Consider the following 23900-nt stretch of genomic DNA (forward strand, 5'->3'; position numbering starts at 1 on the left):
GGGCTTCGGCTGGTTGCTACCTTGCGCTTGATCAGGGAACAAGCAAGCATGCAGCGCATCGCCACGCTCGACGATATTTCGCAAGGGCTCGACGCGCTCTGCAGACTCGACCCGCGTCTGGAGAAAGTGCGGGGCATGGCCGGCGAGGTGCCGCTCAGGCTCTCCGAGCCGGGGTTCCGCAGCCTCGCCTCGATCATCGTTTCGCAGCAGGTTTCCCGCGCCAGCGCCGATGCCATCTTCGGCCGGCTGATCAAGCTCGTCGATCCGCTGACGCCGCAGGCCATCCTTGCCGCGAACGAAGACATGTTTCGCGAAGCCGGACTGTCGCGACCGAAGCAGCGCGGCCTCATCGCGGTTGCCCAGGCCGTGGTCGACGGGCTCGACCTGCATCACCTTTGTTCGCTCGATGCCCAGCAGGCGATCACGACGATGACGGCGGTGCCCGGCATCGGTCCGTGGACGGCGGAAGTGTACCTGCTGTTCGCGGCGGGGCATCCCGACATTTTTCCGGCGCGCGACGTCGCGCTGCAGAGCGCGGTCGGCCATGCGCTCGGCATCGACCCGCGTCCACCAGAGAAAAAGCTGATCGCCTTGGCCGAATCATGGAGCCCGTGGCGAGGTGTCGCATCGCGGCTTTTCTGGTCCTATTATCGTGAAACCAGAGGGCGGGACGCCGCGCCCCCGGCCTGAATTCGCTAAAAAGCACAAAAATCATGCGTTTTTGGCGTTTCGGGCAAGCGACAATCCGCTTCACATCCCTGTCATGTCGGGCTTACAGTATCCGCACCGTTCGGCTACCGCGCCACGCATCCGGTCAGATGCGAAAGGACGCGGTGGCACTTTTGAATCTGCGCATGATGCCCTGCGAAATCGAATTCGGTTTTCAGGGTCATGTACTGGGCGAAGGAGGTAAACACGTGACGGTTGCCGTATCTCCGGATGGGCTTCCTGCACTGGTGCTGAATGCGGATTACCGTCCGCTCAGCTATTACCCTTTGTCGCTCTGGTCCTGGCAGGACGCCATCAAGGCGGTGTTCCTCGACCGGGTGAACATCGTTGCCGAATACGAGCATGCCGTCTCTTCGCCAACCTTCTCGATGAGGCTGCCAAGCGTCGTCAGCCTGAAGGCCTATGTGAAGCCGTCCAGGCACCCGGCCTTCACACGCTTCAACGTCTTCCTGCGCGACCGCTTCCAGTGCCAGTATTGCGGTACGCCCGAGGATCTGACGTTCGACCATGTCATCCCCCGCCATCGCGGCGGCGCGACGACGTGGGAGAATGTCGTCGCCGCCTGCTCGCCCTGCAATCTCAGGAAGGGCGGCATGATGCCGGCGCATGCCAAGATGTGGCCGCTGCAGACACCCTATCAGCCGACGGTGCACGACCTGCACAACAACGGCCGCCTGTTCCCGCCCAACCATCTGCATGAAAGCTGGATGGATTATCTGTACTGGGATGTCGAACTCGAACCATAGAGTTCGGCACAAATCCGCTATGCTGGCCGCCTGACGCAGCTTTCTGCGCTTCCGGTGCTCACGTACTCAAGTACGCTCCGCTCCGGTTCTCGAAAGCCGCGCCATGCGACTCAGCCTACCGAATTTTTGCTCGAACTCTGCGCCGTGCCGCTCAATCGAATCGGCTTAGTCGCGGGAAAGCGCGCCGCGGAAGGCGACGGCGGCCAGGATGAGGCTGGCGATGGCGTTCCAACCGGCCAGCGACAGGCCGAGGATGCGCAGCGCTGCCTTGTCGCAGGACGGCGGCACGAATTTGTCGAGCGCGTCGAGCACGCCCTTGCCGCCGGTGTCGACCGGGCCAGCACCCGCCGTGCAATCGGCCGGACCTTGCCACCACGCCCATTCGACGCCGGAATGGTAGACGCCCAGGTAAAGGCCATAGAGCATCAGCAGGCCGCCGATGGCGAGCAGGCCGCGCGTCATCCATGCGGGTGCGTTCAGCATCGATGCCAGCACCGCCAGCACCATCAAAGGCACGCCGATATAATAGGGGGTGCGCTGCTCCAGGCAGAGATGACAGGGGATGTAACCGCCAATGTGCTGGAAGCCGAGCGCGGAGCCGACCGTGGCGGCCATGGCGGCGGCGAGGAACAAGGCCGTCCGTGTGCGCTGGCGTCCGGTGTCGGCATTCATGGTCGCGGTCATTCGATCTGCTCCGTCCGTCTCTAAATAGGCTGTGTTCAGAGGGCGTATTTGACGAGGATATAGAGCAAAATCAGGGCAGCGGCCGCCGCCCCCGCGATCAGGCCAAGGCGTTTTTCGATGAACTCTCGGATCGGTTCGCCATAGCGGCGCAGCAACCAAGCCAGCAGTAGGAAGCGCCCGCCGCGCGCGATGATGGCCAGCACGATGAACAGCGCCAGATTGACGCCAAGCGCGCCGGACAGGATGGTCACCACCTTGATCGGGGGCAGATGGGCGGCACCCGAGGTGATCAGCATCAGGATAATGAACTCGATGCTTACGCCCGCCGAAGCCCGCAGCTGCTCGAACTCGTCATACTTGCCGTAGAATTCGAGGATGGGCCTTGCCACCGCGTCATAGGCGTAGTGACCGATGAACCAGCCGGCGATGCCGCCCAGCACGGAGGCGACCGTGGCGATCAGCGCATAGCGATAGGCGCGATCCGGCCGCGACAGCGCCATCGGCAGATAGAGCACGTCGGCCGGCACCAGGAACACCGAGCTTTCAACGAAGGCGATGAAGGCCAGCCACCATTCGGCGGATTTCCTTGCCGCCAGCGACAAGGTCCAGTCGTAAAGTCCGCGAAGCATCGGCACTCCTATGACATGCGCCGTCTGTCTAGAAAGATTTTCCGCGCTGCACAATGGCAGCGTCGCCACGAAATCGAAAGGTGAGGTTTCGTCGCGGGCAGGGCGGTGAAAATTGGCCAGTTGACGAACAGGCCTCCAACCGTATAGTCCCGCGCCATCCAGGCCGCCCGGCCTGAGCCCCTATGGCGGAATTGGTAGACGCGCTCGACTCAAAATCGAGTTCCGCAAGGAGTGCTGGTTCGATCCCGGCTAGGGGCACCACCCATTTTATTCAGGCGCTGATTTTCCTCATTTTTTTGCCTGTTTTTGCTCCACTTTTTCAACCCCTTCGGCCGGTGGGACAACTTCGTCCATTTGTTGTTCCGCTGTGAAAGCAGTTTGTGGGCCGATGGGCCGGCGATGAGTTTGCGCCTGGCGTGCTGTTCACGGCTTGAGAGTAGCAAGACACCTCGATACATAAGGATGCTACCTCGGGTAACTGTATTGATGATGGGCAATGGGAATTTTCAGTGGGCTTAAGGGCCGCCGCCGGAGCGCGCAACTCGCCAGAACCTTCGAACGGACGAATGGTCCAATTCAGCCCGACTGGGGCGTTTTTGCACATAACATTGGCTTGGGCGATCACATTGTATGCAACGCCATCGTGCGGAAGCTATCTCCCTCCTACAAGATTCTTGTTCTGCCAGTGAAATCGCAAAACGTGTCAGCGGTCCGTTGGATGTTCAGCGATTTGCCGAACATTCGGACCCTGATTGTAGAAGAGGGGCACGATCCAAGGCTTGTTGCCGATGCGTTTGAGAGAGCTGGTGCAAAGGCCATTCGCGCCGGGGGAATGGCTAATCCGCAATGGCGCGATGAGATGCAGATGCGTTTCGACGCCGCGTTCTATGAGCAAGCCGGAGTTCCATTCGAGCAGCGGTGGACGGCTTTCGGCGCGCCGCGCGATTGCGATGCAGAGGCGGATCTGTTCCGGCTCGTCGCGCCCGCAGATCCCTATATTTTCGTTCACGACGATGCCGGTCGTGGTTATGCGATCGATGAGGCGCGGCTGCCGCGCGATATCGTGCGCATTAGACCTCGCCCCGGACTAACGGACATCCTGTTTCACTATCGCAAGGTGATCGAGGGGGCGGCTGAAGTGCACTGTATTTCGAGTTCGTTCGCGCAATATCTCGAATGTTTGCCAAGCGGACGGCCGCAGTACCTGCATCGTTACCCGCGCGAAGACGGGACCTGGTCGACCTGGCGCAATTTTCAGGTCTTGGAATAGCGGCTTCAGCAGTTTCAATCTGGGCTCTAAAGAACGCTCAAAGACTCACTGGCCCCACGCGCCTACCGCCTTCCCAGCAGGCTGCGCATGCGGTTGCGCAGGAGGCGCGCCATGTTGCGGGTCTCGCGGTAGAGGTGAAGCTGTGACGCTGCTTGCCGGACGGGACGGTCCGCATCCGGCGTCAGCCCGATGACCAGTGTGCCCATCGGCTTGCGCTCCATCCATAGCCGGCTCATCACCGGGTGATCGGGTACGGCGCAGGAATCGGTCATGTCGATGTTGGGATCGTCGAGATTCTGCCTGGTCACCTCGATCATCAGCAGTGTGCCCGGCGAATAGGCCGATAGCGTCTCGTCATAGGCCGTCTTCCAGGTATAGGCGACGCCGGCCTCGACGAACACAATCAGGGAGGCGACGGTGCGGCCGTCGAGCGTCAGCGAATGGATGCGGCACATATCGTGTTCGGCCAGCCGATGCACGGCCTCGCGGGCGAAGGCTGCGCGGTAGCGGTCGATCGCCATGGCCGTGCGCTCGCGGCCTTTCCATCCCGCCGCCTCCAGCGTCAGGAAGCTTTCGATGGCGTGACGGATCTCATCGGGCCCGCGCGCCACGACATGCTCCAGCCGCCCGAGGTCGGCGAGACGTCGCTTCAGCCGGCGGAACTCGCGATGGTGGTGTGAACGCAATGATGCCTTCAGATAGTCCTCGCCGTCGAGCTCGCTTTCCAGCATCGGGCGTTCGGACTTGCCGGTGGTGATCATCGTCAGGCCGCGTGTCTCGGCCACGGTGGCGAGCAGGCTTGCCACCGGGCCGTCGAGCCGCACATCCGGCAGCACGAACACTTTCGGCAGCTTGAGGTGCGGCCTGGACAGCATGGAGAAGAAGTCCTCGACGACGCCGATGGGGTCGTCACGGTCGACAAGCGGCGTGCCGAGCGGACCAAACGGGCTCGACCATGTGCGCATGACGGGGACGCCGAGCGGTATTGCCGGCCGTTCGACAGAGAACGGCACCAGCAAGCGCAGCCGGTTGCGATACTCGTCGCCGTCGCGAATGACGGCCAGCCGCACTTCGCGATCCTCCAGCCGCGGCATGGCAGGGGCCAGGAAGCGCGGGTTGAAGAAGACATTGGGCTCGACCGTGCGGGCGCACAGATAATCGAGTTCCTCGACAAGGTCGAAGCCGGCGGATGCCGGATATACAGCGAGTTTGCGTTCGGGCCGATTGCTGGCCAGGATTTCGATATGCGCCGGATCAGCCTCGCGGGCGAGGCCAGCGAGGCCCGACACCATCGCGCCGGCCGTGCCGCCACTGGTTTCCTCAAGCAATGGGATGGCCACCATTCAAGCGTCTCCCTTGGCGGGCACGAAGATGAGCATGACGATGCCGAGCTTGCGCCATACGGTGAAAGATAGGGCGCTGGCCTCGAACATCATGGCGAAGGTCGTGGACATTGCTGCCCCCCACAGGCCGAAACGCGGGATCAGCAGCACGTTGAGGCCGATGTTGAAGGCCAGTGTCATGGCGTAGACCGCGGCGCAGATATTCTGGTTGCCGCTCATGGTGAGCAGGCTTTCGCAGGGGCCAACGGCGGCGCGGGCGACGACGCCGAAGACCAGCAGGTACAGAAGCGGATAGCCGGCGGCGAATTCAGGGCCGAACAGCGTCAGCATCGGCTCGCCCAGCACCAGCACCAGCAGTGCCATCAGCAGTGACGGCCAGAAGGTCCACGACACCGTCTCGCGGGCGAAGGCGGCGAGCTTTTCGGGTTCGCCATGGGTGAACTGCGCGTAGCGCTGGGCGACCCCCGCCTTGACGGCGAAGTAGACGAAATGGACCAGTGCCAGCGTCTTGACCGTGGCGAAATAGACGGCAACGTCGTTGGGATCCATATAGGCGCCGACCATCAATACATCGGCGTTGGTGAGCAGAAAGAAGAAGCTCTCGACGAGGAAGATCGGCAGCGACACGATGAACCATTCGGCGAAATGAACCTTCATCGGCCCGGCCGGGATCTGTCCTTCCATGCGCGTGGTGACGCCGATGAGTTGACCGAGCGTGGTGACATAGGTGGCGGCGATCGAGGCGAATATCGCTGTCCTGGCGTTTGGCGCATAGCCGGCCAGCAGCATCAGCGCCATGAAAGCGAGGATCAGCACCGGCCGCACGAGATAGGTTGGCGACAATGCAAACAGCGCCCAGCTGTTCGCCCTCGACTGGCCCTGCAGCAGGTCGGAGAGCGCAATCATCGGCAGGCAGATGACGCCAAGGATGAACGGCACGACATAGTAGCTTTCGAGCCATGGCGAGAACAGCCAGACACCGAGCGCGCCCAGGCCCGCGATCGCGGTCGAGGCCACCAGCACGAATTGCCTGCTGGCAACCACGATGCCACGCAACTCGTCCATCAGGCCGCGCTCGCGGTACTCGGGAATGAAGCGGATGACGGAGGTGTGGAAGCCAAGGCAGGCGAGGTTGCCGACAATGACCATCGTCACCCAGACCAGGACGAAAATGCCGTATTCGAAAGACCCTATCCAGCGCGCCATCAGCACCTGGCTGACGAAGGCGATGACGGCGCTGATGATGCGGATGGAAAAGGCGATGAGCGACATGCGGCCGGCTTCGCCGCGCTCGTCGGCGGTGAACAGCACGGCATCGATGCGCCCAAGCAGCGGATTTATACGCAGCGCCAAACGCTGCGGCAAAAACCGCCCGGCCGTCGTTGCCGCGGAAAAGCGCACCCACCAGTCTCCGTTTTCCGCCTGTTTCCAGCCCTTGGGTCTACCGAAAACACATTAAGAAACGGTTGGGTGGGTCGTCCTTGCCGTTTTGGACAACGCGGTGACGGCGTTAGGAAGTTCTTAAGGCGTACTCACCAGCCGATCGCCGACCCCGCCGAGATACTTGTCCCAGATATAATCGCTCAAAAGCTGGCGATGCTCCGGCCCGCGATGATGGCGCGTGTTCGTCTGTTGCGCGTAGGATGATCCGCCGACGTGGAACATCGTTCCGTCGAACAGTTCATGTTCACCCGTCGCTCCGCCAAAGGCTACGGGCATAAATGTCATCTCGACGGTCGCAACATCCTTCTCTGTGAGATGCGAGTAGAGCGGCAACCAGTTTCCGCCCCCTGTATCGAGCCCCAGCTCCATCCGGGGCGTGAAGTCCATGGTGATATGCTCGACGGCGGAGAACCGGAAGAAACAGAAGCCTCCCCAAAGGCACCATTGGCGATCATTGCTGCCCGCCTTGTAACGGAAGTTTTCCGTTGGCCCGAACTTCAGTCCGAACACTTTCTTCCCCTCCATGCGGCCGGGCATGTCGAAAGGCGCGATGGGGAAACAATCATGGTCGATGAAACCGAATAATTCCGGCCGGACGTGTCTCACGATGTTGTCGAAGACCCAGTTCACCGCCGTCCCGTGAGAACGGGACCAGTGGCGTTCGCGATTGCGGGGCAGACCGAAGTAAGGCACTCCGCGCTGCCGACAGATGTCTTCGATCGACGTTCGGGCCGCCTCGTTAGACGAATTGTCGATCACGACAAGAAGCATTCCCGTCGGGTGGACCTGCCATGCCTTGGTCAGCGCGTCGATCACCCAGGGCGTGTTGAAGGCGATGGTGAAGCAAAGCCGGCTTGAGCCCGACGAGCGCAGTGTTTTCGCGAACTCACGCGCTCTCGCTGCGCCCCGCGCGCGAAAATATCGGTAGAAAAGCCTGTCTCTTGCAAACTTTAGGCGTCCAACGACGCGATTCCTGCTGATCGCGTCGCGTATTTTCTTGGACATTTCTCCCGCCAGGCGCCTTACGCAAACGCCCCGTGACAGTGCTTGTATTTCTTGCCGGAACCGCAGGGGCAGGCCTCGTTGCGGCCAACCTTGCCCCATGTCGCCTGGTTGTTGGGGTCGCGATCCTCGGGAGCGACGATGGCGGCCGTTTCCGAACGGACCAGAAGGGCAGTGTTGCCGTCCTCGAAGTCGTTCTCGCCGGTGGTGCCGTCGATATGCGTGCCGAACATGTCGGGCGCCTGGGGGGGCGGGGCCTCGGCCGCCTGGCGGACCAGTTCGACGCGCATCAGCTGCGCGGTGACCGCCTGGCGCAGATTGCCCAGCATCGCCTGGAACAGCTCGAACGCCTCGCCCTTGTATTCCTGCAGCGGGTCGCGCTGGGCGTAGCCGCGGAAGCCGACGACAGAACGCAGATGGTCGAGATTGACGATGTGCTCACGCCAGAGATGGTCAAGTGACTGCAAGACCACCGAGCGCTCGACATAGGTCATCACCTCGGGGCCGAAGCGCTCGGAGCGCTCCTTGGCGGCGACCTCTGCGGCCTGCGAGATGCGCTCGCGGATGTCGTCCTCGGCGATACCTTCTTCCTTGACCCAATCCTCGATCGGCAAATCGAGGTTGAGGAACTCGGCCACATCGGCCTTGAGGCCGGCGGCGTTCCACTGCTCGGCATAGGCATTTTCAGGGATGGCCTTGGCGACGATCTCATCGATGACGCCCTCGCGCATCTCGGTGATGGTCTCGGTGAGCCCTTCACCATCCATCAGCTCGATGCGCTGCTCGAACACCACCTTGCGCTGGTCGTTCGATACGTCGTCATATTTCAAGAGGTTCTTGCGGATGTCGAAATTGCGCGCCTCGACCTTCATCTGCGCCTTTTCCAGCGCCTTGTTGATCCAGGGGTGGATGATCGCCTCGTCCTCCTTGAGGCCGAGCTTCTGCAGCATGCCGTCCATGCGCTCGGAGCCGAAGATGCGCATCAGGTCGTCCTGCAACGACAGGAAGAATTTCGAACGGCCGGGGTCGCCCTGGCGGCCGGAGCGGCCACGAAGCTGGTTGTCGATGCGCCGGCTCTCATGGCGCTCGGTGGCGAGCACGTAGAGGCCGCCGGCGGCGAGTGCCTTTTCCTTCAGGCGGGCGATGTCCTCGCGGATGGCCTTTTCCATGGCCTCGCGCTCGGGGCCTTCAGGCATGTCGCCAAGCTCGTCGGCGATGCGCATCTCGGCGTTGCCGCCGAGCTGGATGTCGGTGCCGCGGCCGGCCATGTTGGTGGCGATGGTGATGGCGCCGGGCTTGCCGGCCTGGGCGACGATCGCCGCCTCACGCTCGTGGTGGCGCGCGTTCAGCACCTCGAAGTCCTTGAAGCCATCCTTGCGCAGGCGCTCGGCCAGCTGCTCGGATTTCTCGATCGAGGTCGTGCCGACCAGCGTCGGCTGGCCCTTGGCGCTGGCTTCGCGGATCTCCTTGACGATCGCCTTGTATTTCTCCTCGACCGTCCGGTAGACCTCGTCATCCTCATCCTTGCGGATGACCGGCAGGTTGGTCGGGATCTCAGTGACGTCGAGATTGTAGATGTTGCCGAATTCCTCGGCCTCGGTCAGCGCCGTACCGGTCATGCCGGCCAGCTTCTTGTAGAGGCGGAAATAGTTCTGGAAGGTGACGGACGCCAGCGTCTGGTTCTCAGGCTGGATCGCCACATGCTCCTTGGCTTCGAGCGCCTGGTGCAGGCCTTCCGAATAGCGGCGGCCCGGCATCATGCGGCCGGTGAACTCGTCGATGATGACGATCTCGCCGTTGCGGACGATGTAGTCCTTGTCCTTCTGGAACAGCCGATGCGCCTTCAGCGCGTTGTTGACGTGGTGGACGATGGCGACGTTCTCGACGTCATAGAGCGACTCGCCCTTGAGCAGGCCGGCGTCGCGCAGCAGGTTCTCCAGCTTCTCGGTGCCTTCCTCGGTGAAGATCGAGGTCTTCTGCTTCTCGTCGATCTCGTAATCCTGCGGCTGCAGCTGGATGATGAAAGTGTCGATGGTGTTGTACATTTCCGAACGGTCCTCGAGCGGACCGGAAATGATCAGCGGCGTGCGGGCTTCATCGACCAGGATGGAGTCGACTTCGTCGACGATCGCGTAATTGTGACCGCGCTGCACCATCTGGGCGCGCTCGTATTTCATGTTGTCGCGCAGATAATCGAAGCCGAGCTCGTTGTTGGTGGCGTAGGTGACATCCGCGGCGTAGGCGATGCTGCGTTCCTCGTCCGTAAGGCCGTGGACGATGACGCCGACCGAGAGGCCCAGGAACTTGTAGACGCGGCCCATCCATTCGGAATCGCGCGTGGCGAGATAGTCGTTGACAGTGACGACGTGGACGCCTTTGCCGGCGAGCGCGTTGAGATAGACGGGCAGGGTCGCGACCAGGGTCTTGCCCTCGCCGGTGCGCATCTCGGCGATACCGCCATTGTGCAGGACCATGCCGCCGATCAACTGTACGTCGAAGGGGCGCATGCCGAGCACGCGGCGTGCCGCCTCTCTCGCGGTGGCGAATGCCGGCACCAGCAGATCGTCCAGAGTGGCGCCGTTGGCGATGTCCTGGCGGAATTTCGCGGTCCTGGCGACGAGGTCGGCGTCGGAGAGCGCCCGCATCTCGTTTTCCATGGCATTGATCGCCTCGACACGAGGTCGGGTCGACTTGACCCGACGGTCGTTGGAGGAGCCGAAAACCTTACGGGCGAGACCGCCGAGACTGACCATCCAATGGTCCTTTCGATAGCATTCGTATCATCAAGACGAGTACCGGCCGGTCCCGTCAAATCCGCGTGAATGCACCGCCTGAATACGGGCAAACACAAAAAGCGCCCGGAAAACGGTTCTGGACGCAAAGTCGTTGGACAGATAAGAGGGGGCTGAACTGATGTCAACGCCGCGCTCGTCCTGCCGTGCGCGCCAAATTCCGCCATAATCTGGCTGATCTGGAAACCATTCCTCCTCAACAATCCCCATCGGAGTCATCTTCATGTCCCTATTGTTCCGCCGCGCGTCGCTTGCCAGCCTTGGTCTGGCATTCGGACTGTCGGCTTTTTCGCTGTCGCCTGTCATGGCGCAGGAAGCCGCTCCCGCCCAACAGGACGCCACGGCTCCGGCCGCCGCGCCGGTCGACCCGAACACCGTGGTCGCCACGATCAACGGCCAGCCGCTCACCGAGGCGGACCTCGTGCTTGCCGAAGGCGAGCTGTCGCAGCAGTTCGCTCAGTTGCCGCCCGAGCAGCGCCGCGCCGCCGCACTTTCGGCGGCCATCGAAATCCGCGTCATGGCTGCCCAGGCTGTCACCACCGGCCTCGACAAGGATCCCGACTTCCAGCGCCGCATGGCTTTCCTGCAGCAGCGCGCCCTGCATGGCGAGATGGTCGAGAAGGGTGTCGTCGACAAGGTCACGGATGCCGAGGTTCGCGCCCGCTACGACCAGGAAATCGCCAACACGCCGCCTGCCAACGAGGTGCACGCTCGTCACATCCTCGTGAAGACGAAGGAAGAGGCCGACGCCATCATCAAGCAGCTCGACGGCGGCGCTGATTTCCAGAAGCTCGCCAACGAGCATACCAGCGATCCGAGCGGCAAGACCAATGGCGGCGATCTCGGCTGGTTCGGCCCTGGCCAGATGGTGCCGGAATTCGACAAGGCGGTCTTCGCGCTGGACGTCGGAAAATACACCGAGCAGCCGGTGCAGTCGCAGTTCGGCTGGCACGTCATCAAGGTCGAGGACAAGCGCACCAAGCAGCCGCCGGCATTTGACGACGTCAAGGACCAGGCCAAGCAGGCGGTTATCCGCGACAAGTACTTCGCGCTGGTCAAGTCGCTGCGCGCCGAAGCCAAGGTGGAAATTCCCGACGCGAACCTGAAGAAGGCCGTCGATACGCTGGAAAGCGCCAAGTAAGCCTGCAAGGATTTTTGAAAAGGGCGCGGCGGCCAAGGGCTGCCGCTCCCTTTTTTGCGCCGGCAGCGTTTTTTACCTGCCGGGCGCGGTTATGCCTTGCAAGAGGTAGCGGACCACCTTGCGTATCGCCGCTTCAGGCTCCTCAAGCCGGTTGGTCAAGAGATGCCTCCAGGCATAGGAAGCCACGAGGTCGGCGACAACAGCGGCATCGATATCGGCAGCAACCTCGCCTCTTGCCTTGGCGCGCTCGATGATCTGGCCGGTATGGGCACGGCGTCCACCAGCATAGCCGGCAAGCGCGGCGGCCGCGGTTTCATCCGACTGTGCCTCGGCGATCAGCGACCTGAACACGCTGCCCGACGATGTCTCGCGCCAGTGCGAGAACAGGTTCGTCAGGAAGCCGACAAGATCTTCCTCCAGTATGCCGGTGTCGGGAACGTCGACGCGCTTCTGGCGCTGGTAGACTTCGAGCAGCAGCGCGGCCTTGCTTGGCCACCAGCGATAGATGGTCGGCTTTCCGGCGCGTGCACGCCGCGCCACCGCCTCGATCGAAAACCCGGAATAGCCCGCTTCGACCAGCACCGCCTCGGCAGCGTCGAGAATGGCGCCGGCGCTGGCGGGATTGCGTCGGGCGCCGATCGATTTGCGTCCCCGATCCACGTCGTCAGCCATTCCGTGTCCTCGTCAGCGAATCCTCATTGGCGACAATACACAGACTCTTGATGAAACGAACCGGACCGTTCTGTAGCCATGCTCGGCGGGGATGCCGGAACTTTCCCGGCGAACGAGTTGCCGACAGGCGTCATGCCCCCGCCATTACAGCAGCCACGAAAACGCCCTTGCGCCGGCGCGTCGTATCGGGCAAACCGGCCTCTCCCTTGCGTTTTTTGCCGCCCGAGGTCTCCATGTCCACATCGATTTCGCCGCTCGCGCCGAAGAAATATCCCAAAATGCCGGCCATAGAGGGCGTGCGCATCGCTACCGCCGAGGCGGGAATAAAGTACAAGAACCGCACCGACCTGCTTGCCATGGTCTTTGATGCAGGCACTGCAGTCGCCGGCGTCTTCACCAGGTCGAAATGCCCGTCGGCCCCGGTCGACTTCTGTCGGCAGAACCTCGGCGCCGGCAAGGCGCGCGTGCTCGTCGTCAATTCGGGCAATGCCAACGCCTTCACCGGCAGGAAGGGGCGCGAGTCCACGGCAATGACGGGCGAAGCGGCGGCGAAAGCGGCCGGCTGCACGGCGGGCGAAGTGTTCCTTGCTTCCACCGGCGTCATCGGCGAGCCGCTCGATACGAGCAAATTCAGCCATCTTCTGGCCGGACTGGTCAAGGATGGCAAGCCGGACATCTGGACCGAGGCGGCCAAGGCGATCATGACCACCGACACCTATCCCAAGGTGGCGACCGCCACGGTCAAGCTCGGCGATACCGACGTCACCATCAACGGCATCGCCAAGGGCGCCGGCATGATCGCCCCCGACATGGCGACGATGCTGTCCTTCATCGCCACCGACGCACCGATCGCCGCGCCGGTCCTGCAGGATCTTTTGTCACGTGGCACCGCCAAGACCTTCAATGCGGTGACGGTCGACAGCGATACCTCGACCAGCGACACGCTGCTGATCTTTGCCACGGGCGCGGCTGCCAAGCGCGGCGCGCCGGCGATTAGCGATCCCAAGGATGCGCGCCTCGGCGCGTTTCGCCGCGCGCTCGGCAAGGTGCTGAAATCGCTGGCGCTGCAAGTGGTGCGCGACGGCGAGGGAGCCCGCAAGCAGGTCGAGGTTACTGTCACCGGCGCGAAGTCGGCCAAGTCGGCCAAGCGCATCGCGCTGTCGATCGCCAATTCGCCGCTGGTCAAGACGGCGGTGGCCGGCGAGGACGCCAATTGGGGGCGCGTGGTCATGGCCGTCGGCAAGGCCGGCGAACCGGCCGACCGCGACCGGCTGTCGATCTGGTTCGGCGACAACCGGCTGGCGCATGAGGGCGAGCGCGACCCTGCCTATTCCGAGGAAGCGACATCGACCTACATGAAGCGCGATGATATCCGCATCCGCGCCGATGTCGGCATCGGCCGCGGCAAGGCGACGGTGTGGACCTGCGACCTCACCAAGGAATACGTCACCATCAATGGTGACTATCGGAGCTGATGGCATTGGTTTCCAGACATCCGGCAAGTGTGCTCGCGATCGTACGCCGCTATGAAGCGGCGGGCTTTCGCGCATGGCCGGCTGCCGCTGTCCACTATGACGGGACCTGGGTGGTGCGGCTGACAGCCGGTCATCCGGCCAAACGGCTGAATTCGGTCAACCCGCTCGACCCCGGCGATATCCAGCACATCGCCGAGCGCATCGGCCGTGCCAGCCGGCGTTTCGAAGCCTATGGCAGACCGCTGACCTTCCGCGTCTCGCCGCTGTCGGGGCCGGATCTCTCCAAGCATCTCGACAAGGAGGGCTGGAGCAGCTTCGCCGAATCGCTGGTCATGCGGTTGCCGCTGGCGGACGCCCAGCTCGATGCCGCCATGGACCAGATTCCGCTGAAGGACATCAGCCGCTTCATCGGTGCTGCCCTCAAGGTCAGCGGGTCGGATGTCTCGTTGCGGCCCGGCCTGTCGGAGATCATCGGCGCCATCCAGCCGGAAGCCGGGCTGTTCGCCCTGGAGCAAGGCATAGAGCCGCTGGCCACGCTGATCTGCGTGCATGATGGTGATCTCGCCGGATTGTTCGAGATCGCCACCCACAAATCCGTGCGCAACCAGGGCCATGGCCGGCACCTGATCCTGTCGGCATTGAAATGGGCGCGGCTGCGCGGTGCGCGGGAAGCCTGGCTGCAGGTCGAGGCGGATAATGCGCCCGCGCTGGCGCTCTATCGGTCGCTCGGCTTCAATGAAGTCTATCGCTATCACTATCGCCGGCCGCCTGTTCTTGAGTGAAATTGGGCATGAGTGATATGAAGATCGCAGGCAAGCGCCTGCTGCTTGTCGCCGCCTGCGCGCTTGTCGATACCGACGGGCGCGTCCTTCTTGCCCAGCGGCCTGAAGGCAAGCAACTGGCCGGCCTGTGGGAATTCCCCGGCGGCAAGGTCGAGCCCGGCGAGACGCCGGAACAGTGCATCGTCCGCGAATTGCAGGAGGAGATCGGCATCGAGACCGAGATTCCATGCCTGGCGCCGCTCACCTTCGCCAGCCATTCCTACGACGATTTCCATCTGCTGATGCCGCTGTTCGTGTGCCGGCGTTTTCGCGGCATCGCGCAGCCGAGGGAAGGGCAGGCGCTGAAATGGGTGCGGCCCAAGCAGATGCGCGACTATCCGATGCCGCCAGCCGACGCTCCGCTGATCCCTTTCCTCATCGATCTTCTCTGAGTAGCGCCTTACAGCCGGCAAACATCCGACCGCCTTTCGGGCGAGCGTTAATGGAAGATTTATCTAGCCGTGAAAAATTGAAGGACCGCCGACTCGCTGGGAGCCACAGCATGAGCCTTGACAGGGATTGGGACTCGATCCGGCCTGACCGCAGTTTTCGTGCCGCCGATGCCGGCATGGGCATATTGCGCATCACGCTTCTGTTCGGCTCGGCGGCGGTGGCGCTGGCCCTGATCGCGACGCCTTTTCTCGACAGCCAGACACGCTCGACGCGCGACGCCTTTGCCAGCGGCGTCGACACGATGACGACCGGTTCGATCAGCCACCGCGACATCTACACGCTGCGCCGGAGCGTGCTGCAGCCGCTGCCCAGTTCCGTCTGCGTGATCCGTGACAACGGTGTCAGCGGCGACTGCTGACAGTTAACAGATTCCCGTAAATGAGCCTGTTTCATAGCCTGTTAAGTCTGTCCCGTTAACCTTTCTTAACGGGTCGAGGCTATGGTCCCCACAAGAGGGTCGACCACCATGAAGACACTGCTGCAACGATTTGTGAAAGATGAAACGGGCGCGACGGCTATCGAGTATGGCCTGATCGTCGCCGTGCTATCGCTCGCCATCGTTGGCGGTATCGGCCAGGCGTTCAACGCAATTGAGTGGCTGTTCAGCGACAACAACAGCAAGCTCGCAAACGCTTTCGCCGCCCATTGATCCTGCGGCCGGCAGTCAGCGCCCCTCCGGGTCTTCCAATATCCCAGGGTCTTCCAATATCCTTGCCAGCGATACCGTCGCCGAGCCCGGCTTCAGCGGTTTTTGTTGCGAGGCGTCTGGCGCCCAGCCGGACATCCAGACGATCGAGAAACTGGCCCTGATGCGACCATCGGCGTCCGAAAACCGCTCGGCGTAGATTTCGGCGGCGCGGGCAAAGAACTTTCGCGCCCCAGGCCGCCTGGTGCGATCGACAAGCGTGCTGGTTTCGCCCATCGCCCGAAGATCAGCCATGAGATCAAACAGCGTTTCATAGCGCACCGTCACCGTCTCGACGTCGGCGACCGGCAAGGCGAAACCGGCGCGTTGCAGGAGTGCGCCGGCGTCGCGCACGTCGGTGAAAGGGAGGACGCGCGGGCTGGCGCCGCCATAGAGTTCCGTCTCGGCGGCCAGCAGGCTCTCGCGCAATTCGGAAAGCGTGCCGGCGCCGGCAAAGGCGCCGAGGAAAAGGCCATCCGGCTTCAACGCGCGACGGATCTGGATCAGCATGCCGGGGATGTCGTTCATCGCTTGCAATGACAGAAGCGAAACAGCCAGGTCGAGGCTTTCTGGGTCGAACGGCACGGTCTCCGGTGGCTCGACCAGCCCTATCGCATCGCCAAGGAATGCCGTGCTGCCTTCAACGCGCTTGATATCCGCCACCTTGCCGCTTTTGGCGAGTACGTCGGCTGCGGCTTGCGTCTGGCAAAACAGCGCGGCTGCCTTGCCGAACTTGCGCTCGACCGCGCCAAGCCGGTCTGCGAGGTCTTCCGCAGTGCGTTGCATGAGGAAATCCGCGCCGGCAACCGGATGCGCCAGCGCCCGGCGCTTATGCGCCAGCCAAAGGGAGGTATCGAGCATGGGCTGCAATGGGCAGGTCCTTGTTTGTCCGCGCTTCGATATAGTGGTTAAGTGGCGCGGAGGACCAACCACGTGGCCGATCCGATGCCAGAGATCAAGCATATTGAGATCAGGAGCCTCGCCCGGACGGCACTGGGCTGGCCGGCGCGGATATTGTTTCCGCCGGTCTGCGCCGGATGCCGCCGCCAGGTTTCGCAGCCTGGCGTGCTGTGCGGCGGCTGCTGGCCGAAACTGCGGCTCCTGGAGCGGCCATGGTGTCCGGTGATGGGAACGCCGTTCACCCATCATATGGGCGAGGGGTTCCTGTCGGCCGAGGCGATCGCCGACCCGCCACCTTTCGAACGGGCGCGGGCCGCCGTTGCCTATTCCGGCGTCGCCCGCCAGATGGTGCAAGGGCTGAAGTACCAGGACCGCACGGATCTCGCGCCATGGATGGCGCGCTGGATGGTGCGTGCCGGCGCCGAATTGATCGCCGACGCCGATGTGGTCGTGCCGGTGCCGCTGCATTGGCGGCGGTTTTTCAGGCGAAAGTTCAACCAGTCGGCCGAGCTGGCAAGAGCGGTGTCGCAACTCAGTGGCGCCGCCTTCGTTCCGTCCGCGATGCAGCGTGTGAAACCAACCCGCCAGCAGGTGGGGTTGGAAAGAAAGGACCGCGAGGAGAATGTGCGCGCCGCCTTCCGTGTGCCGAATGAAGCCGAGATCGAGATCGCCGGCCGCCGGGTGCTGCTGATCGACGATGTCTACACAACTGGCGCCACCCTTCGCGCCGCCACCAAGGCATTGAAAAAGGGCGGCGCCGGCGCGGTCGACGTCCTTACCTTCGCACGTGTGCTGCCTGGGGACTTTCGGGCGGATGAGTCCACGACTATATAAGTCGGCAACAGACATTCACTGGAAGAGAATGCGGAACTTCATCATGGTCGATGTCACGATCTATACGCGCATGATGTGCGGCTATTGCACGGCCGCCAAGCGCCTGCTCGAGCGCAAGGGCGTCGCCTATACCGAGCACGACGCCTCCTTCTCGCCGGAGCTGCGCCAAGAAATGATTTCGCGTGCCCATGGCCGCTCGACCTTCCCGCAGATATTCATTGGCGATGCGCATGTCGGCGGCTGCGACGATCTCCATGAACTGGAAGCCCAGGGACGGCTGGACAGGCTGCTCGCCAACGGTTCGACAATTTGAGGATATGACGATGGGTGCTTTCAAGGCGGCTGCGATCCAGATGCGTTCAGGCGAGAGCCCGCAGCGCAACGCGGAGGATATGGAACGTCTGGTGCGCCAGGCCGCAGGCCAGGGCGCGACCTACATCCAGACGCCGGAGATGACCGGCGCCATGGTGCGCGACAAGCATGCGCGAGCCACAGCCTTCACCTCCGAGGACAAGGACATCATCGTCGCGACGTCGCGCAGGCTGGCCAGCGAACTCGGCATCTTCCTGCATATCGGGTCGACTGCGATCGTGCGGGCTGACGGCAAGCTTGCCAACCGCGCGCTTCTGTTCGGCCCGGACGGCGCGACACTTGCCACCTACGACAAGATCCACATGTTCGACGTCGATCTCGACAATGGCGAGAGCTGGCGCGAATCCGCTGCCTATGAGCCCGGCGCCGAGGCGGTGGTGACCGAGATCAACGGCACGAAGCTCGGCTTTGCCGTCTGCTACGATCTCCGTTTTCCGCAATTGTTCCGGGCCGAGGCGCTGGCCGGCGCGCAGGTGCTTACGGTGCCCGCCGCCTTCACGCGCCAGACCGGCGAGGCACACTGGCATGTGCTGCTCAGGGCGCGCGCCATCGAGAACGGTGCCTATGTGATTGCCGCCGCGCAGGGTGGTTTGCATGAGGATGGCCGCGAGACCTACGGTCATTCGCTGATCGTCGATCCCTGGGGCCGCATCATCGCGGAAGTTGCTCATGATGCGCCGGGGGTGATCGTGGCCGAGATCGATCCGGCGCAGTCGCTAGCGGCGCGCAAGAAAATCCCCAATCTCAAGAACGCCCGGGATTTCACCGTGGATGCCGGGTCGGCGGACGCGCCGTTGCTGCGGGGCGCGGCATCTTGATACGCTTCTCCCTCATTTGCGAACACGAGCACGAATTCGAAGGCTGGTTTCGTGGCAATGACGATTTCGACATGCAGAAAAAGCGCGGCTTCGTCGATTGCCCGGCCTGCGGCTCGCACAAGGTGGAGAAGGCCCTGATGGCGCCGGCGGTCTCGACCGCGCGCAAGCAGGAAAAGATCGCGCTGGCAATGGGTGACGCGCAAAAGCAGGCGCTGGCGCAGTTGAAGGCGATGGCCGAGAAGGTGCGCGAAAACGCTGATTATGTCGGCGACAAATTCGCCGAGGAAGCACGAAAGATCCATTTCGGCGAGAGCGATGCGCGCGGTATCTATGGCGAGGCAACGCTGGAAGAGGCCAAGGGCCTTGTCGAGGATGGCATCGAGTTCATGCCGATCCCGAGTTTTCCCGACGATCGTAACTGAGTTTCATGACCAAGTCGCGCGGGTTCAAAAAAGCTGAACGGCGACCTTTTTCAAGCGTGTTGCAAGACATTTTCAATTGGCTGGCCATCAAGGCAAGTGCCAAGCAGACGATCAGCGGGATGGTGATCGTTTTTAGCAAACACAAAGGCAATGAAGCTCCGGATAAGGTTGCCGCAGCACTCCAACTGATAAGGGATTTCGACCCCGTCCGGTACAGGCGCGTGGTCCGTGATCTCAAGCGGATCTGGGTCACGACCATTGCCGGTGCGGCAGGTCGGTTCGTGAATTCGACATCGACTTGCGAGTTCGATGAGCGATTCGTTCTGGGCGAGTACACGACGACCGAGCAGGTGGCCGGTGCGATCGTGCATGAGGCGACGCATGCGCGTCTCCACCAGTGGGGGATTGGCTACGAGCAGGAGTTGCGCGACCGGGTGGAGCGAGTCTGCATGCGCCGCGAACTGGCCTTCGCGGCGAAACTGCCGGAGGGGGAAAGTATCCGCCGATGGGTCGAAGCCAGACAGGAGCGTTCTGACTATTCCAATGCAGAATTCAGTGCCCGGGAGATCGCCGGCGCCCGCGATGCCTTGCTCCAGCTGGACGCTCCGGCTTGGCTTGCGGACATGATGGTTTCGGTCATGCGATGGCGGCATCGGAGGGTCTTAGGGCGGAAGGATGCCGAAAGAGCTTCTGACCAGCCGAACTGACTCTTCCTTTCCCGGCCGGCCCTATGCCGGACCGTTCAGACCGCACTCGCTATCAACTTTTCAAGCAGGCGAGAGAGCGTTTCCTGCTCTGCTCGGGTCAGACCGGCGAGGATTTCGTGCTCGTTGGCGACGTGGGCGGTCAGGGCCTCGTCGATCAGCGCGAGACCTTTCTCGGTCAGTTGCACGACAATGCCGCGCCGGTCATTGGGGTGTGGGCCGCGCAGGGTCAATCCGGCTTTTTCCAGGCGGTCGAGCCGGTTGGTCATGGCGCCTGATGTCACCATCGTCGCTTCGTAGAGCGCGGTCGGGGTCAGCGCGTAGGGCGCTCCCGACCGGCGCAGCGTTGCCAGCACATCGAATTCCCCCGGTTGCAGGCCGAATCTGGCGAACAGTGGAGCGAGCCGGTCTCGCGCAATGAGCGAGGCGGCCTCGTTCAGGCGCCCGAGCACGGCCATGGGAGAAACATCGAGGTCCGGGCGCTCTCTGTTCCACTGTTCGACCGCTTTTGCCGCGCGATCCATCTATCTCACCATTAAATATCTTGACGTTAAGAATCTTTGCGTTATCTTACTCTAGGATACAACGTGGCCGAGCGCCATATCGACGACTGGACATCCGATGAAATTTCTCTGGGATTCGGCGCTCGGCCTGCTGGTGGTCACCGGCGGCCTGCTCGGCCTGACGCTGCCGTTCGGCAAGCTGGCGACGGCGGCCGGCGTTTCCGCCATGGCCTGGGCTTTCATCATCTCGGCCGGCGCCGGTGGCGTGCTTTTGGGCGCTCTCTTGTTGCGCGGACAGCGGATCGGGCTCACCCCACACAAATTACGCTATTTCTTCATCACCGCGGCGGTGTCCTACGCCGCTCCCAACCTCTTGATGTTTTCGGCCATTCCGCATCTTGGCGCCGGCTACACCGGCATCATGTTCACGCTGTCGCCGGTGATCACGCTGGTGTTTTCGATCCTGCTCGGCGTCCGGCGACCCAACATGCTTGGCGTCATCGGCATCGCCGTAGGCTTCGTCGGCGCGGTCATGGTGGCGGTGACACGTGGCGAGGCCGGCCAGCCAGCCGATCTGTTCTGGGTGGCGATGGGCCTGCTGATCCCGGTCAGCCTTGCCGCCGGCAATATCTACCGCACCATCGACTGGCCTGAAGGCACCGGCCCGATCGAACTGGCCGTCGGCAGCCACCTGGCGTCGGGGGCGATGCTCCTCATCGGCATCCTGACCTTGCAGGGCGGCGGCTCACTTGGAGCCTTGGGCGCGGTGCCGCTGGTCGTCGTCGCGCAGGTGGCGTCGGCCTCGGCGATGTTCGCCTTCTTCTTCCGGCTGCAAGCGGTCGGCGGGCCCGTCTATCTCAGCCAGATCGGCTATGTGGCGGCCGCCGTCGGCCTGTTTTCAGGCACGATCTTCCTGGGCGAGCACTATCATCTGCTGACCTGGTCCGGCGCGGTGATCATCACCGCTGGCGTGTTCATCACCACCAAGGCGCAAAGCCAGAAGGCCTGATGCTCAGACGGAGCTCTTCTCCGCCAGCACCATGTAGTTGACGTCCATGTCTTTCGACCGGTGCCAGCGGTCGGCAAGCGGACTGTAGGTGACGCCGGAACGGTCGATGATGGTGAGGCCGGCACCGCCAAGCGCTCTTTCGAGTTCCTCCGGCCGCACCAGCTTGCCGAACTGGTGGGTGCCGCGCGGCAGCCAGCGCAGCACATATTCAGCGCCGATGATGGCCAGTCCCAGCGCCTTCAGCGTCCGGTTGATGGTGGCCACGAACATGATGCCGCCGGGCCGCACCATCTCGCCGCACTTGGCCACGAACAGGTCGATGTCGGCGACATGCTCGACGACTTCCATGTTGAGGATGACATCGAATTTTTCACCGGCGTCGGCCAAATCCTCGGCTGTCGTGGCGCGATAATCGACGGTCACCCCGGCTTCAGCAGCGTGCAGCCTGGCCACTTCGATGTTGGTGGCGGATGCGTCGGCGCCGACCACTTCGGCGCCAAGCCGCGCCATCGGCTCGCACAGCAAGCCGCCGCCGCAGCCGATATCCAGGATGCGCAGGCCCTCGAACGGCCTGGCCGCGCGTGGATCGCGGCCAAAACGCTCAGCCACCTGGTCGCGGATGTAGGAGAGCCGAACCGGGTTGAACTTGTGCAGCGGGCGGAATTTGCCGCTCGGATTCCACCATTCCGCTGCAAGGGCCGAGAAGCGCTCCACTTCTCCGGCATCGATCGTCGATCGTCGGGGCTCTGGCATCAATGGTCTCCGGCGGGTCAAACATGTCGGAGCGCGATCAGCAAACCGGATGCCGCTTCGGCTGACCGCGCTCTGGTGGGTTAGGAAGTCGGGCGTAGGGAGATGAAAGTCAAGGCAACAGTTTCCAGCCAGGAGTGGATGCCGACAAAGCCGCGATTGCCGCCGCGCATCAAAAAGTCGTTATCCACAGCCTGGCCAAGGCGCGGCAATCGGTGTCGGCAAATCGCGGATTGCCGCTGCTCGCCCACGGTCCTTGCGAATGGTTCCTGTTTTGGCTAAGGAGGCCGCGCATTCTACGGCTGGCGTGAGCCCGACGTATCCTTCCCTTGTTTCGGGATTCCGCTTTTGGGCTGGGGTCCGGCATTCAGTCAAAGGCATTTCGCTTCCATGGCGCGCATCGTGATGAAATTCGGCGGAACCTCCGTCGCCGACATCGCCCGCATCCGCAATGTGGCGCGCCACGTCAAACGCGAGGTTGACGCCGGCCATGAGGTGGCGGTGGTTGTTTCGGCGATGGCCGGCAAGACCAATGAGCTGGTGGGCTGGGCGCGCGAAGCCTCGCCGATGCACGACGCCCGCGAATATGACGCGGTCGTCGCTTCCGGCGAACAGGTCACGGCTGGTCTTCTGGCGATCACCTTGCAGAACATGGGCGTGCATGCCCGTTCCTGGCAGGGCTGGCAGATTCCGATCAAGACCGACAACGCGCATGGCGCGGCCCGCATCCTCGACATCGACGGCGCTTTCCTGATCAAGCGCTTCGGCGAAGGGCAGGTGGCTGTCATCGCCGGCTTCCAGGGCATCGGCCCCGACAATCGCATCGCCACGCTTGGCCGTGGCGGCTCCGATACAAGTGCTGTCGCCATCGCGGCGGCGGTCAAGGCCGATCGCTGCGACATCTACACCGACGTCGACGGGGTTTACACCACCGATCCGCGCATCGAGCCCAAGGCGCGGCGGCTGGCCAAGATCTCGTTCGAAGAAATGCTTGAAATGGCCTCGCTCGGCGCCAAGGTATTGCAGGTGCGTTCGGTCGAGCTTGCCATGGTGCACAGGGTGCGTACTTTCGTGCGGTCGTCCTTCGACGATCCCGATGCGCCCGGAATGGGGGATTTGCTCAATCCTCCGGGAACGCTCATTTGCGACGAGGAAGAGATCGTGGAACAGCAGGTCGTCACCGGAATTGCCTATGCCAAGGACGAAGCGCAGATTTCGCTGCGCCGTGTCGGCGACCGCCCGGGCGTCGCGGCCGGCATCTTCGGGCCGCTGGCCGAGGCCAACATCAATGTCGACATGATCGTCCAGAACATTTCCGAGGACGGTAAGCTGACCGACATGACCTTCACCGTGCCGTCCGGCGACGTCGACAAGGCGCTTGCCGTGCTTGAGCGCCTGAAAGCCTCGATCGGCTACGACGTCGTGCAGTCGGAAGCCGGCATGTCGAAGGTTTCTGTCATCGGCATCGGCATGCGCAGCCATGCGGGCGTCGCCGCCACTGCTTTCAAGGCGTTGGCTGACCGGTCGATCAATATTCGCGCCATCACGACTTCCGAGATCAAGATTTCGATCCTGATTGACGGTCCTTACACCGAACTTGCGGTTCGCACTTTGCATTCCGTCTACGGTCTGGATAAGCAGTAGCAGGACTTGAGTCAGTTGTTGCGTTTGTGCCGGTGCGCAGGGAAGCTGCACTGGCTCTA

The 23900-nt window shown here is 62.7% G+C and carries 28 protein-coding genes and 1 tRNA gene; 17 read left to right on the forward strand and 12 right to left on the reverse strand.

Going from position 1 to position 23900, the window contains the following annotated elements:
- Positions 1-48 precede the first annotated feature (48 nt).
- Both ABVQ20_RS33280 and ABVQ20_RS33285 read left to right on the forward strand, forming a co-directional pair.
- Positions 49-690 carry a DNA-3-methyladenine glycosylase family protein gene (locus tag ABVQ20_RS33280; protein WP_354464064.1) on the forward strand — a complete coding sequence of 214 codons (642 nt, stop codon included), beginning with the start codon at positions 49-51 and terminating at the stop codon, positions 688-690.
- A gap of 227 nt (positions 691-917) precedes the next feature.
- On the forward strand, positions 918-1475 hold the full coding sequence (locus tag ABVQ20_RS33285; protein ID WP_227345131.1) for an HNH endonuclease: 558 nt from the start codon (positions 918-920) through the stop codon (positions 1473-1475).
- Positions 1476-1640: 165 nt separating this feature from the next.
- Here ABVQ20_RS33285 and ABVQ20_RS33290 read toward each other — a convergent pair whose 3' ends face one another.
- Positions 1641-2159 carry a disulfide bond formation protein B gene (locus tag ABVQ20_RS33290; protein ID WP_354464065.1) on the reverse strand — a complete coding sequence of 173 codons (519 nt, stop codon included), beginning with the start codon at positions 2157-2159 and terminating at the stop codon, positions 1641-1643.
- A gap of 35 nt (positions 2160-2194) precedes the next feature.
- Positions 2195-2788: a YqaA family protein gene (locus tag ABVQ20_RS33295; RefSeq protein WP_227345133.1), complete on the reverse strand. Its 594-nt coding sequence runs from the start codon at positions 2786-2788 to the stop codon at positions 2195-2197.
- Between the two features lie 176 nt (positions 2789-2964).
- On the opposite strand from ABVQ20_RS33295, the gene ABVQ20_RS33300 reads away from it, so the two are divergent.
- Positions 2965-3049 (forward strand) — tRNA-Leu (locus tag ABVQ20_RS33300).
- A gap of 235 nt (positions 3050-3284) precedes the next feature.
- Positions 3285-4058, forward strand: a complete 774-nt coding sequence (locus ABVQ20_RS33305; RefSeq protein WP_354464066.1) for a hypothetical protein — start codon at positions 3285-3287, stop codon at positions 4056-4058.
- 62 nt (positions 4059-4120) lie between these two features.
- On the opposite strand, the gene ABVQ20_RS33310 is transcribed toward ABVQ20_RS33305, so the two are convergent.
- The 5 genes from ABVQ20_RS33310 to ABVQ20_RS33330 form a co-directional block, all read right to left on the reverse strand.
- Positions 4121-5401: a GNAT family N-acetyltransferase gene (locus tag ABVQ20_RS33310; protein WP_354464067.1), complete on the reverse strand. Its 1281-nt coding sequence runs from the start codon at positions 5399-5401 to the stop codon at positions 4121-4123.
- Positions 5402-6802, reverse strand: a complete 1401-nt coding sequence (locus ABVQ20_RS33315; RefSeq protein WP_354464068.1) for a lipopolysaccharide biosynthesis protein — start codon at positions 6800-6802, stop codon at positions 5402-5404. It lies immediately after the preceding gene.
- A gap of 120 nt (positions 6803-6922) precedes the next feature.
- A complete protein-coding gene (locus ABVQ20_RS33320; RefSeq protein ID WP_354464069.1) occupies positions 6923-7849 on the reverse strand; it encodes a hypothetical protein in 927 nt (308 codons plus the stop codon).
- Between the two features lie 17 nt (positions 7850-7866).
- The gene (gene secA / locus ABVQ20_RS33325) at positions 7867-10599 is read right to left on the reverse strand and encodes a preprotein translocase subunit SecA (protein ID WP_354464070.1); all 2733 of its coding nucleotides are present in this window, start codon (positions 10597-10599) and stop codon (positions 7867-7869) included.
- A gap of 30 nt (positions 10600-10629) precedes the next feature.
- The gene (locus ABVQ20_RS33330) at positions 10630-10863 is read right to left on the reverse strand and encodes a hypothetical protein (RefSeq protein WP_354464071.1); all 234 of its coding nucleotides are present in this window, start codon (positions 10861-10863) and stop codon (positions 10630-10632) included.
- On the opposite strand from ABVQ20_RS33330, the gene ABVQ20_RS33335 reads away from it, so the two are divergent.
- Positions 10862-11779, forward strand: a complete 918-nt coding sequence (locus ABVQ20_RS33335; protein WP_354464072.1) for a peptidylprolyl isomerase — start codon at positions 10862-10864, stop codon at positions 11777-11779. The genes ABVQ20_RS33330 and ABVQ20_RS33335 overlap by 2 nt on opposite strands.
- Before the next feature lie 72 nt (positions 11780-11851).
- Here the strand turns inward: ABVQ20_RS33335 and ABVQ20_RS33340 are convergent, their stop codons facing one another.
- Both ABVQ20_RS33340 and ABVQ20_RS33345 read right to left on the reverse strand, forming a co-directional pair.
- Entirely contained in the window at positions 11852-12451 is a 600-nt protein-coding gene (locus ABVQ20_RS33340) for a TetR/AcrR family transcriptional regulator (RefSeq protein WP_354464073.1), read from the reverse strand.
- A gap of 130 nt (positions 12452-12581) precedes the next feature.
- Positions 12582-12740, reverse strand: a complete 159-nt coding sequence (locus tag ABVQ20_RS33345; RefSeq protein ID WP_354464103.1) for a hypothetical protein — start codon at positions 12738-12740, stop codon at positions 12582-12584.
- Here ABVQ20_RS33345 and argJ point away from each other — a divergent pair.
- From argJ to ABVQ20_RS33370, 5 genes are all read left to right on the forward strand, one after another.
- On the forward strand, positions 12685-13926 hold the full coding sequence (argJ, locus tag ABVQ20_RS33350) for a bifunctional glutamate N-acetyltransferase/amino-acid acetyltransferase ArgJ (RefSeq protein WP_354464074.1): 1242 nt from the start codon (positions 12685-12687) through the stop codon (positions 13924-13926). The two genes, ABVQ20_RS33345 and argJ, sit on opposite strands and share 56 nt — an antisense overlap.
- Positions 13926-14708 carry a GNAT family N-acetyltransferase gene (locus tag ABVQ20_RS33355; RefSeq protein WP_354464075.1) on the forward strand — a complete coding sequence of 261 codons (783 nt, stop codon included), beginning with the start codon at positions 13926-13928 and terminating at the stop codon, positions 14706-14708. Before argJ ends, ABVQ20_RS33355 begins: the two co-directional genes overlap by 1 nt.
- An 8-nt stretch (positions 14709-14716) precedes the next feature.
- Positions 14717-15139 (forward strand): 8-oxo-dGTP diphosphatase MutT, encoded by a 423-nt coding sequence (gene mutT / locus ABVQ20_RS33360; RefSeq protein WP_354464076.1) that lies wholly within the window; start codon positions 14717-14719, stop codon positions 15137-15139.
- Between the two features lie 110 nt (positions 15140-15249).
- A complete protein-coding gene (locus tag ABVQ20_RS33365; RefSeq protein ID WP_354464077.1) occupies positions 15250-15558 on the forward strand; it encodes a hypothetical protein in 309 nt (102 codons plus the stop codon).
- 108 nt (positions 15559-15666) lie between these two features.
- Positions 15667-15849 carry a Flp family type IVb pilin gene (locus tag ABVQ20_RS33370; RefSeq protein ID WP_354464078.1) on the forward strand — a complete coding sequence of 61 codons (183 nt, stop codon included), beginning with the start codon at positions 15667-15669 and terminating at the stop codon, positions 15847-15849.
- Positions 15850-15864: 15 nt separating this feature from the next.
- Here ABVQ20_RS33370 and ABVQ20_RS33375 read toward each other — a convergent pair whose 3' ends face one another.
- A complete protein-coding gene (locus ABVQ20_RS33375) occupies positions 15865-16755 on the reverse strand; it encodes a methyltransferase domain-containing protein (RefSeq protein WP_354464079.1) in 891 nt (296 codons plus the stop codon).
- 63 nt (positions 16756-16818) lie between these two features.
- Here ABVQ20_RS33375 and ABVQ20_RS33380 point away from each other — a divergent pair, with 63 nt between their 5' ends.
- From ABVQ20_RS33380 to ABVQ20_RS33400, 5 genes are read left to right on the forward strand one after another with little or no spacing between them, the layout of a single operon-like run.
- Complete coding sequence (locus ABVQ20_RS33380) at positions 16819-17619, forward strand: ComF family protein (protein ID WP_354464080.1); 801 nt, start codon at positions 16819-16821, stop codon at positions 17617-17619.
- Positions 17620-17662: 43 nt separating this feature from the next.
- Positions 17663-17932, forward strand: coding sequence for a glutaredoxin 3 (grxC, locus tag ABVQ20_RS33385; RefSeq protein WP_354464081.1), 270 nt, complete (start codon positions 17663-17665; stop codon positions 17930-17932).
- 10 nt (positions 17933-17942) lie between these two features.
- Entirely contained in the window at positions 17943-18809 is an 867-nt protein-coding gene (locus ABVQ20_RS33390) for a carbon-nitrogen hydrolase family protein (RefSeq protein ID WP_354464082.1), read from the forward strand.
- A complete protein-coding gene (locus ABVQ20_RS33395; protein WP_354464083.1) occupies positions 18806-19231 on the forward strand; it encodes a DUF1178 family protein in 426 nt (141 codons plus the stop codon). The genes ABVQ20_RS33390 and ABVQ20_RS33395 overlap by 4 nt, the downstream gene beginning before the upstream one ends.
- 5 nt (positions 19232-19236) lie before the next feature.
- Complete coding sequence (locus tag ABVQ20_RS33400) at positions 19237-19938, forward strand: hypothetical protein (RefSeq protein WP_354464084.1); 702 nt, start codon at positions 19237-19239, stop codon at positions 19936-19938.
- A gap of 35 nt (positions 19939-19973) precedes the next feature.
- Here ABVQ20_RS33400 and ABVQ20_RS33405 read toward each other — a convergent pair whose 3' ends face one another.
- Complete coding sequence (locus ABVQ20_RS33405; protein ID WP_354464085.1) at positions 19974-20459, reverse strand: MarR family winged helix-turn-helix transcriptional regulator; 486 nt, start codon at positions 20457-20459, stop codon at positions 19974-19976.
- Positions 20460-20556: 97 nt separating this feature from the next.
- On the opposite strand from ABVQ20_RS33405, the gene ABVQ20_RS33410 reads away from it, so the two are divergent.
- The gene (locus ABVQ20_RS33410) at positions 20557-21447 is read left to right on the forward strand and encodes a DMT family transporter (protein WP_354464086.1); all 891 of its coding nucleotides are present in this window, start codon (positions 20557-20559) and stop codon (positions 21445-21447) included.
- 3 nt (positions 21448-21450) lie between these two features.
- On the opposite strand, the gene ubiG is transcribed toward ABVQ20_RS33410, so the two are convergent.
- A complete protein-coding gene (gene ubiG / locus ABVQ20_RS33415) occupies positions 21451-22200 on the reverse strand; it encodes a bifunctional 2-polyprenyl-6-hydroxyphenol methylase/3-demethylubiquinol 3-O-methyltransferase UbiG (protein ID WP_354464087.1) in 750 nt (249 codons plus the stop codon).
- 387 nt (positions 22201-22587) lie between these two features.
- On the opposite strand from ubiG, the gene ABVQ20_RS33420 reads away from it, so the two are divergent.
- Positions 22588-23841 carry an aspartate kinase gene (locus tag ABVQ20_RS33420; protein ID WP_354464088.1) on the forward strand — a complete coding sequence of 418 codons (1254 nt, stop codon included), beginning with the start codon at positions 22588-22590 and terminating at the stop codon, positions 23839-23841.
- Positions 23842-23900: the final 59 nt, after the last annotated feature.

It is taken from the genome of Mesorhizobium shangrilense (assembly GCF_040537815.1).
Taxonomy (GTDB): Bacteria; Pseudomonadota; Alphaproteobacteria; order Rhizobiales; family Rhizobiaceae; genus Mesorhizobium; species Mesorhizobium shangrilense.

Coding starts and splice junctions, on each gene's coding strand:
- ABVQ20_RS33290 (WP_354464065.1), bottom strand. CDS start 2,159: ATGACCGCGACCATGAATGCCGACACCGGACGCCAGCGCACACGGACG.
- ABVQ20_RS33365 (WP_354464077.1), top strand. CDS start 15,250: ATGAGCCTTGACAGGGATTGGGACTCGATCCGGCCTGACCGCAGTTTT.
- ABVQ20_RS33340 (WP_354464073.1), bottom strand. CDS start 12,451: ATGGCTGACGACGTGGATCGGGGACGCAAATCGATCGGCGCCCGACGC.
- ABVQ20_RS33400 (WP_354464084.1), top strand. CDS start 19,237: ATGACCAAGTCGCGCGGGTTCAAAAAAGCTGAACGGCGACCTTTTTCA.
- ABVQ20_RS33345 (WP_354464103.1), bottom strand. CDS start 12,740: ATGGCCGGCATTTTGGGATATTTCTTCGGCGCGAGCGGCGAAATCGAT.
- ABVQ20_RS33330 (WP_354464071.1), bottom strand. CDS start 10,863: ATGAAGATGACTCCGATGGGGATTGTTGAGGAGGAATGGTTTCCAGAT.
- ABVQ20_RS33295 (WP_227345133.1), bottom strand. CDS start 2,788: ATGCTTCGCGGACTTTACGACTGGACCTTGTCGCTGGCGGCAAGGAAA.
- ABVQ20_RS33280 (WP_354464064.1), top strand. CDS start 49: ATGCAGCGCATCGCCACGCTCGACGATATTTCGCAAGGGCTCGACGCG.
- ABVQ20_RS33410 (WP_354464086.1), top strand. CDS start 20,557: ATGAAATTTCTCTGGGATTCGGCGCTCGGCCTGCTGGTGGTCACCGGC.
- argJ (WP_354464074.1), top strand. CDS start 12,685: ATGTCCACATCGATTTCGCCGCTCGCGCCGAAGAAATATCCCAAAATG.
- ABVQ20_RS33420 (WP_354464088.1), top strand. CDS start 22,588: ATGGCGCGCATCGTGATGAAATTCGGCGGAACCTCCGTCGCCGACATC.
- ABVQ20_RS33320 (WP_354464069.1), bottom strand. CDS start 7,849: ATGTCCAAGAAAATACGCGACGCGATCAGCAGGAATCGCGTCGTTGGA.
- grxC (WP_354464081.1), top strand. CDS start 17,663: ATGGTCGATGTCACGATCTATACGCGCATGATGTGCGGCTATTGCACG.
- ubiG (WP_354464087.1), bottom strand. CDS start 22,200: ATGCCAGAGCCCCGACGATCGACGATCGATGCCGGAGAAGTGGAGCGC.
- ABVQ20_RS33370 (WP_354464078.1), top strand. CDS start 15,667: ATGAAGACACTGCTGCAACGATTTGTGAAAGATGAAACGGGCGCGACG.
- ABVQ20_RS33355 (WP_354464075.1), top strand. CDS start 13,926: ATGGCATTGGTTTCCAGACATCCGGCAAGTGTGCTCGCGATCGTACGC.
- ABVQ20_RS33405 (WP_354464085.1), bottom strand. CDS start 20,459: ATGGATCGCGCGGCAAAAGCGGTCGAACAGTGGAACAGAGAGCGCCCG.
- mutT (WP_354464076.1), top strand. CDS start 14,717: ATGAGTGATATGAAGATCGCAGGCAAGCGCCTGCTGCTTGTCGCCGCC.
- ABVQ20_RS33335 (WP_354464072.1), top strand. CDS start 10,862: ATGTCCCTATTGTTCCGCCGCGCGTCGCTTGCCAGCCTTGGTCTGGCA.
- secA (WP_354464070.1), bottom strand. CDS start 10,599: ATGGTCAGTCTCGGCGGTCTCGCCCGTAAGGTTTTCGGCTCCTCCAAC.
- ABVQ20_RS33390 (WP_354464082.1), top strand. CDS start 17,943: ATGGGTGCTTTCAAGGCGGCTGCGATCCAGATGCGTTCAGGCGAGAGC.
- ABVQ20_RS33310 (WP_354464067.1), bottom strand. CDS start 5,401: ATGGTGGCCATCCCATTGCTTGAGGAAACCAGTGGCGGCACGGCCGGC.
- ABVQ20_RS33305 (WP_354464066.1), top strand. CDS start 3,285: ATGGGAATTTTCAGTGGGCTTAAGGGCCGCCGCCGGAGCGCGCAACTC.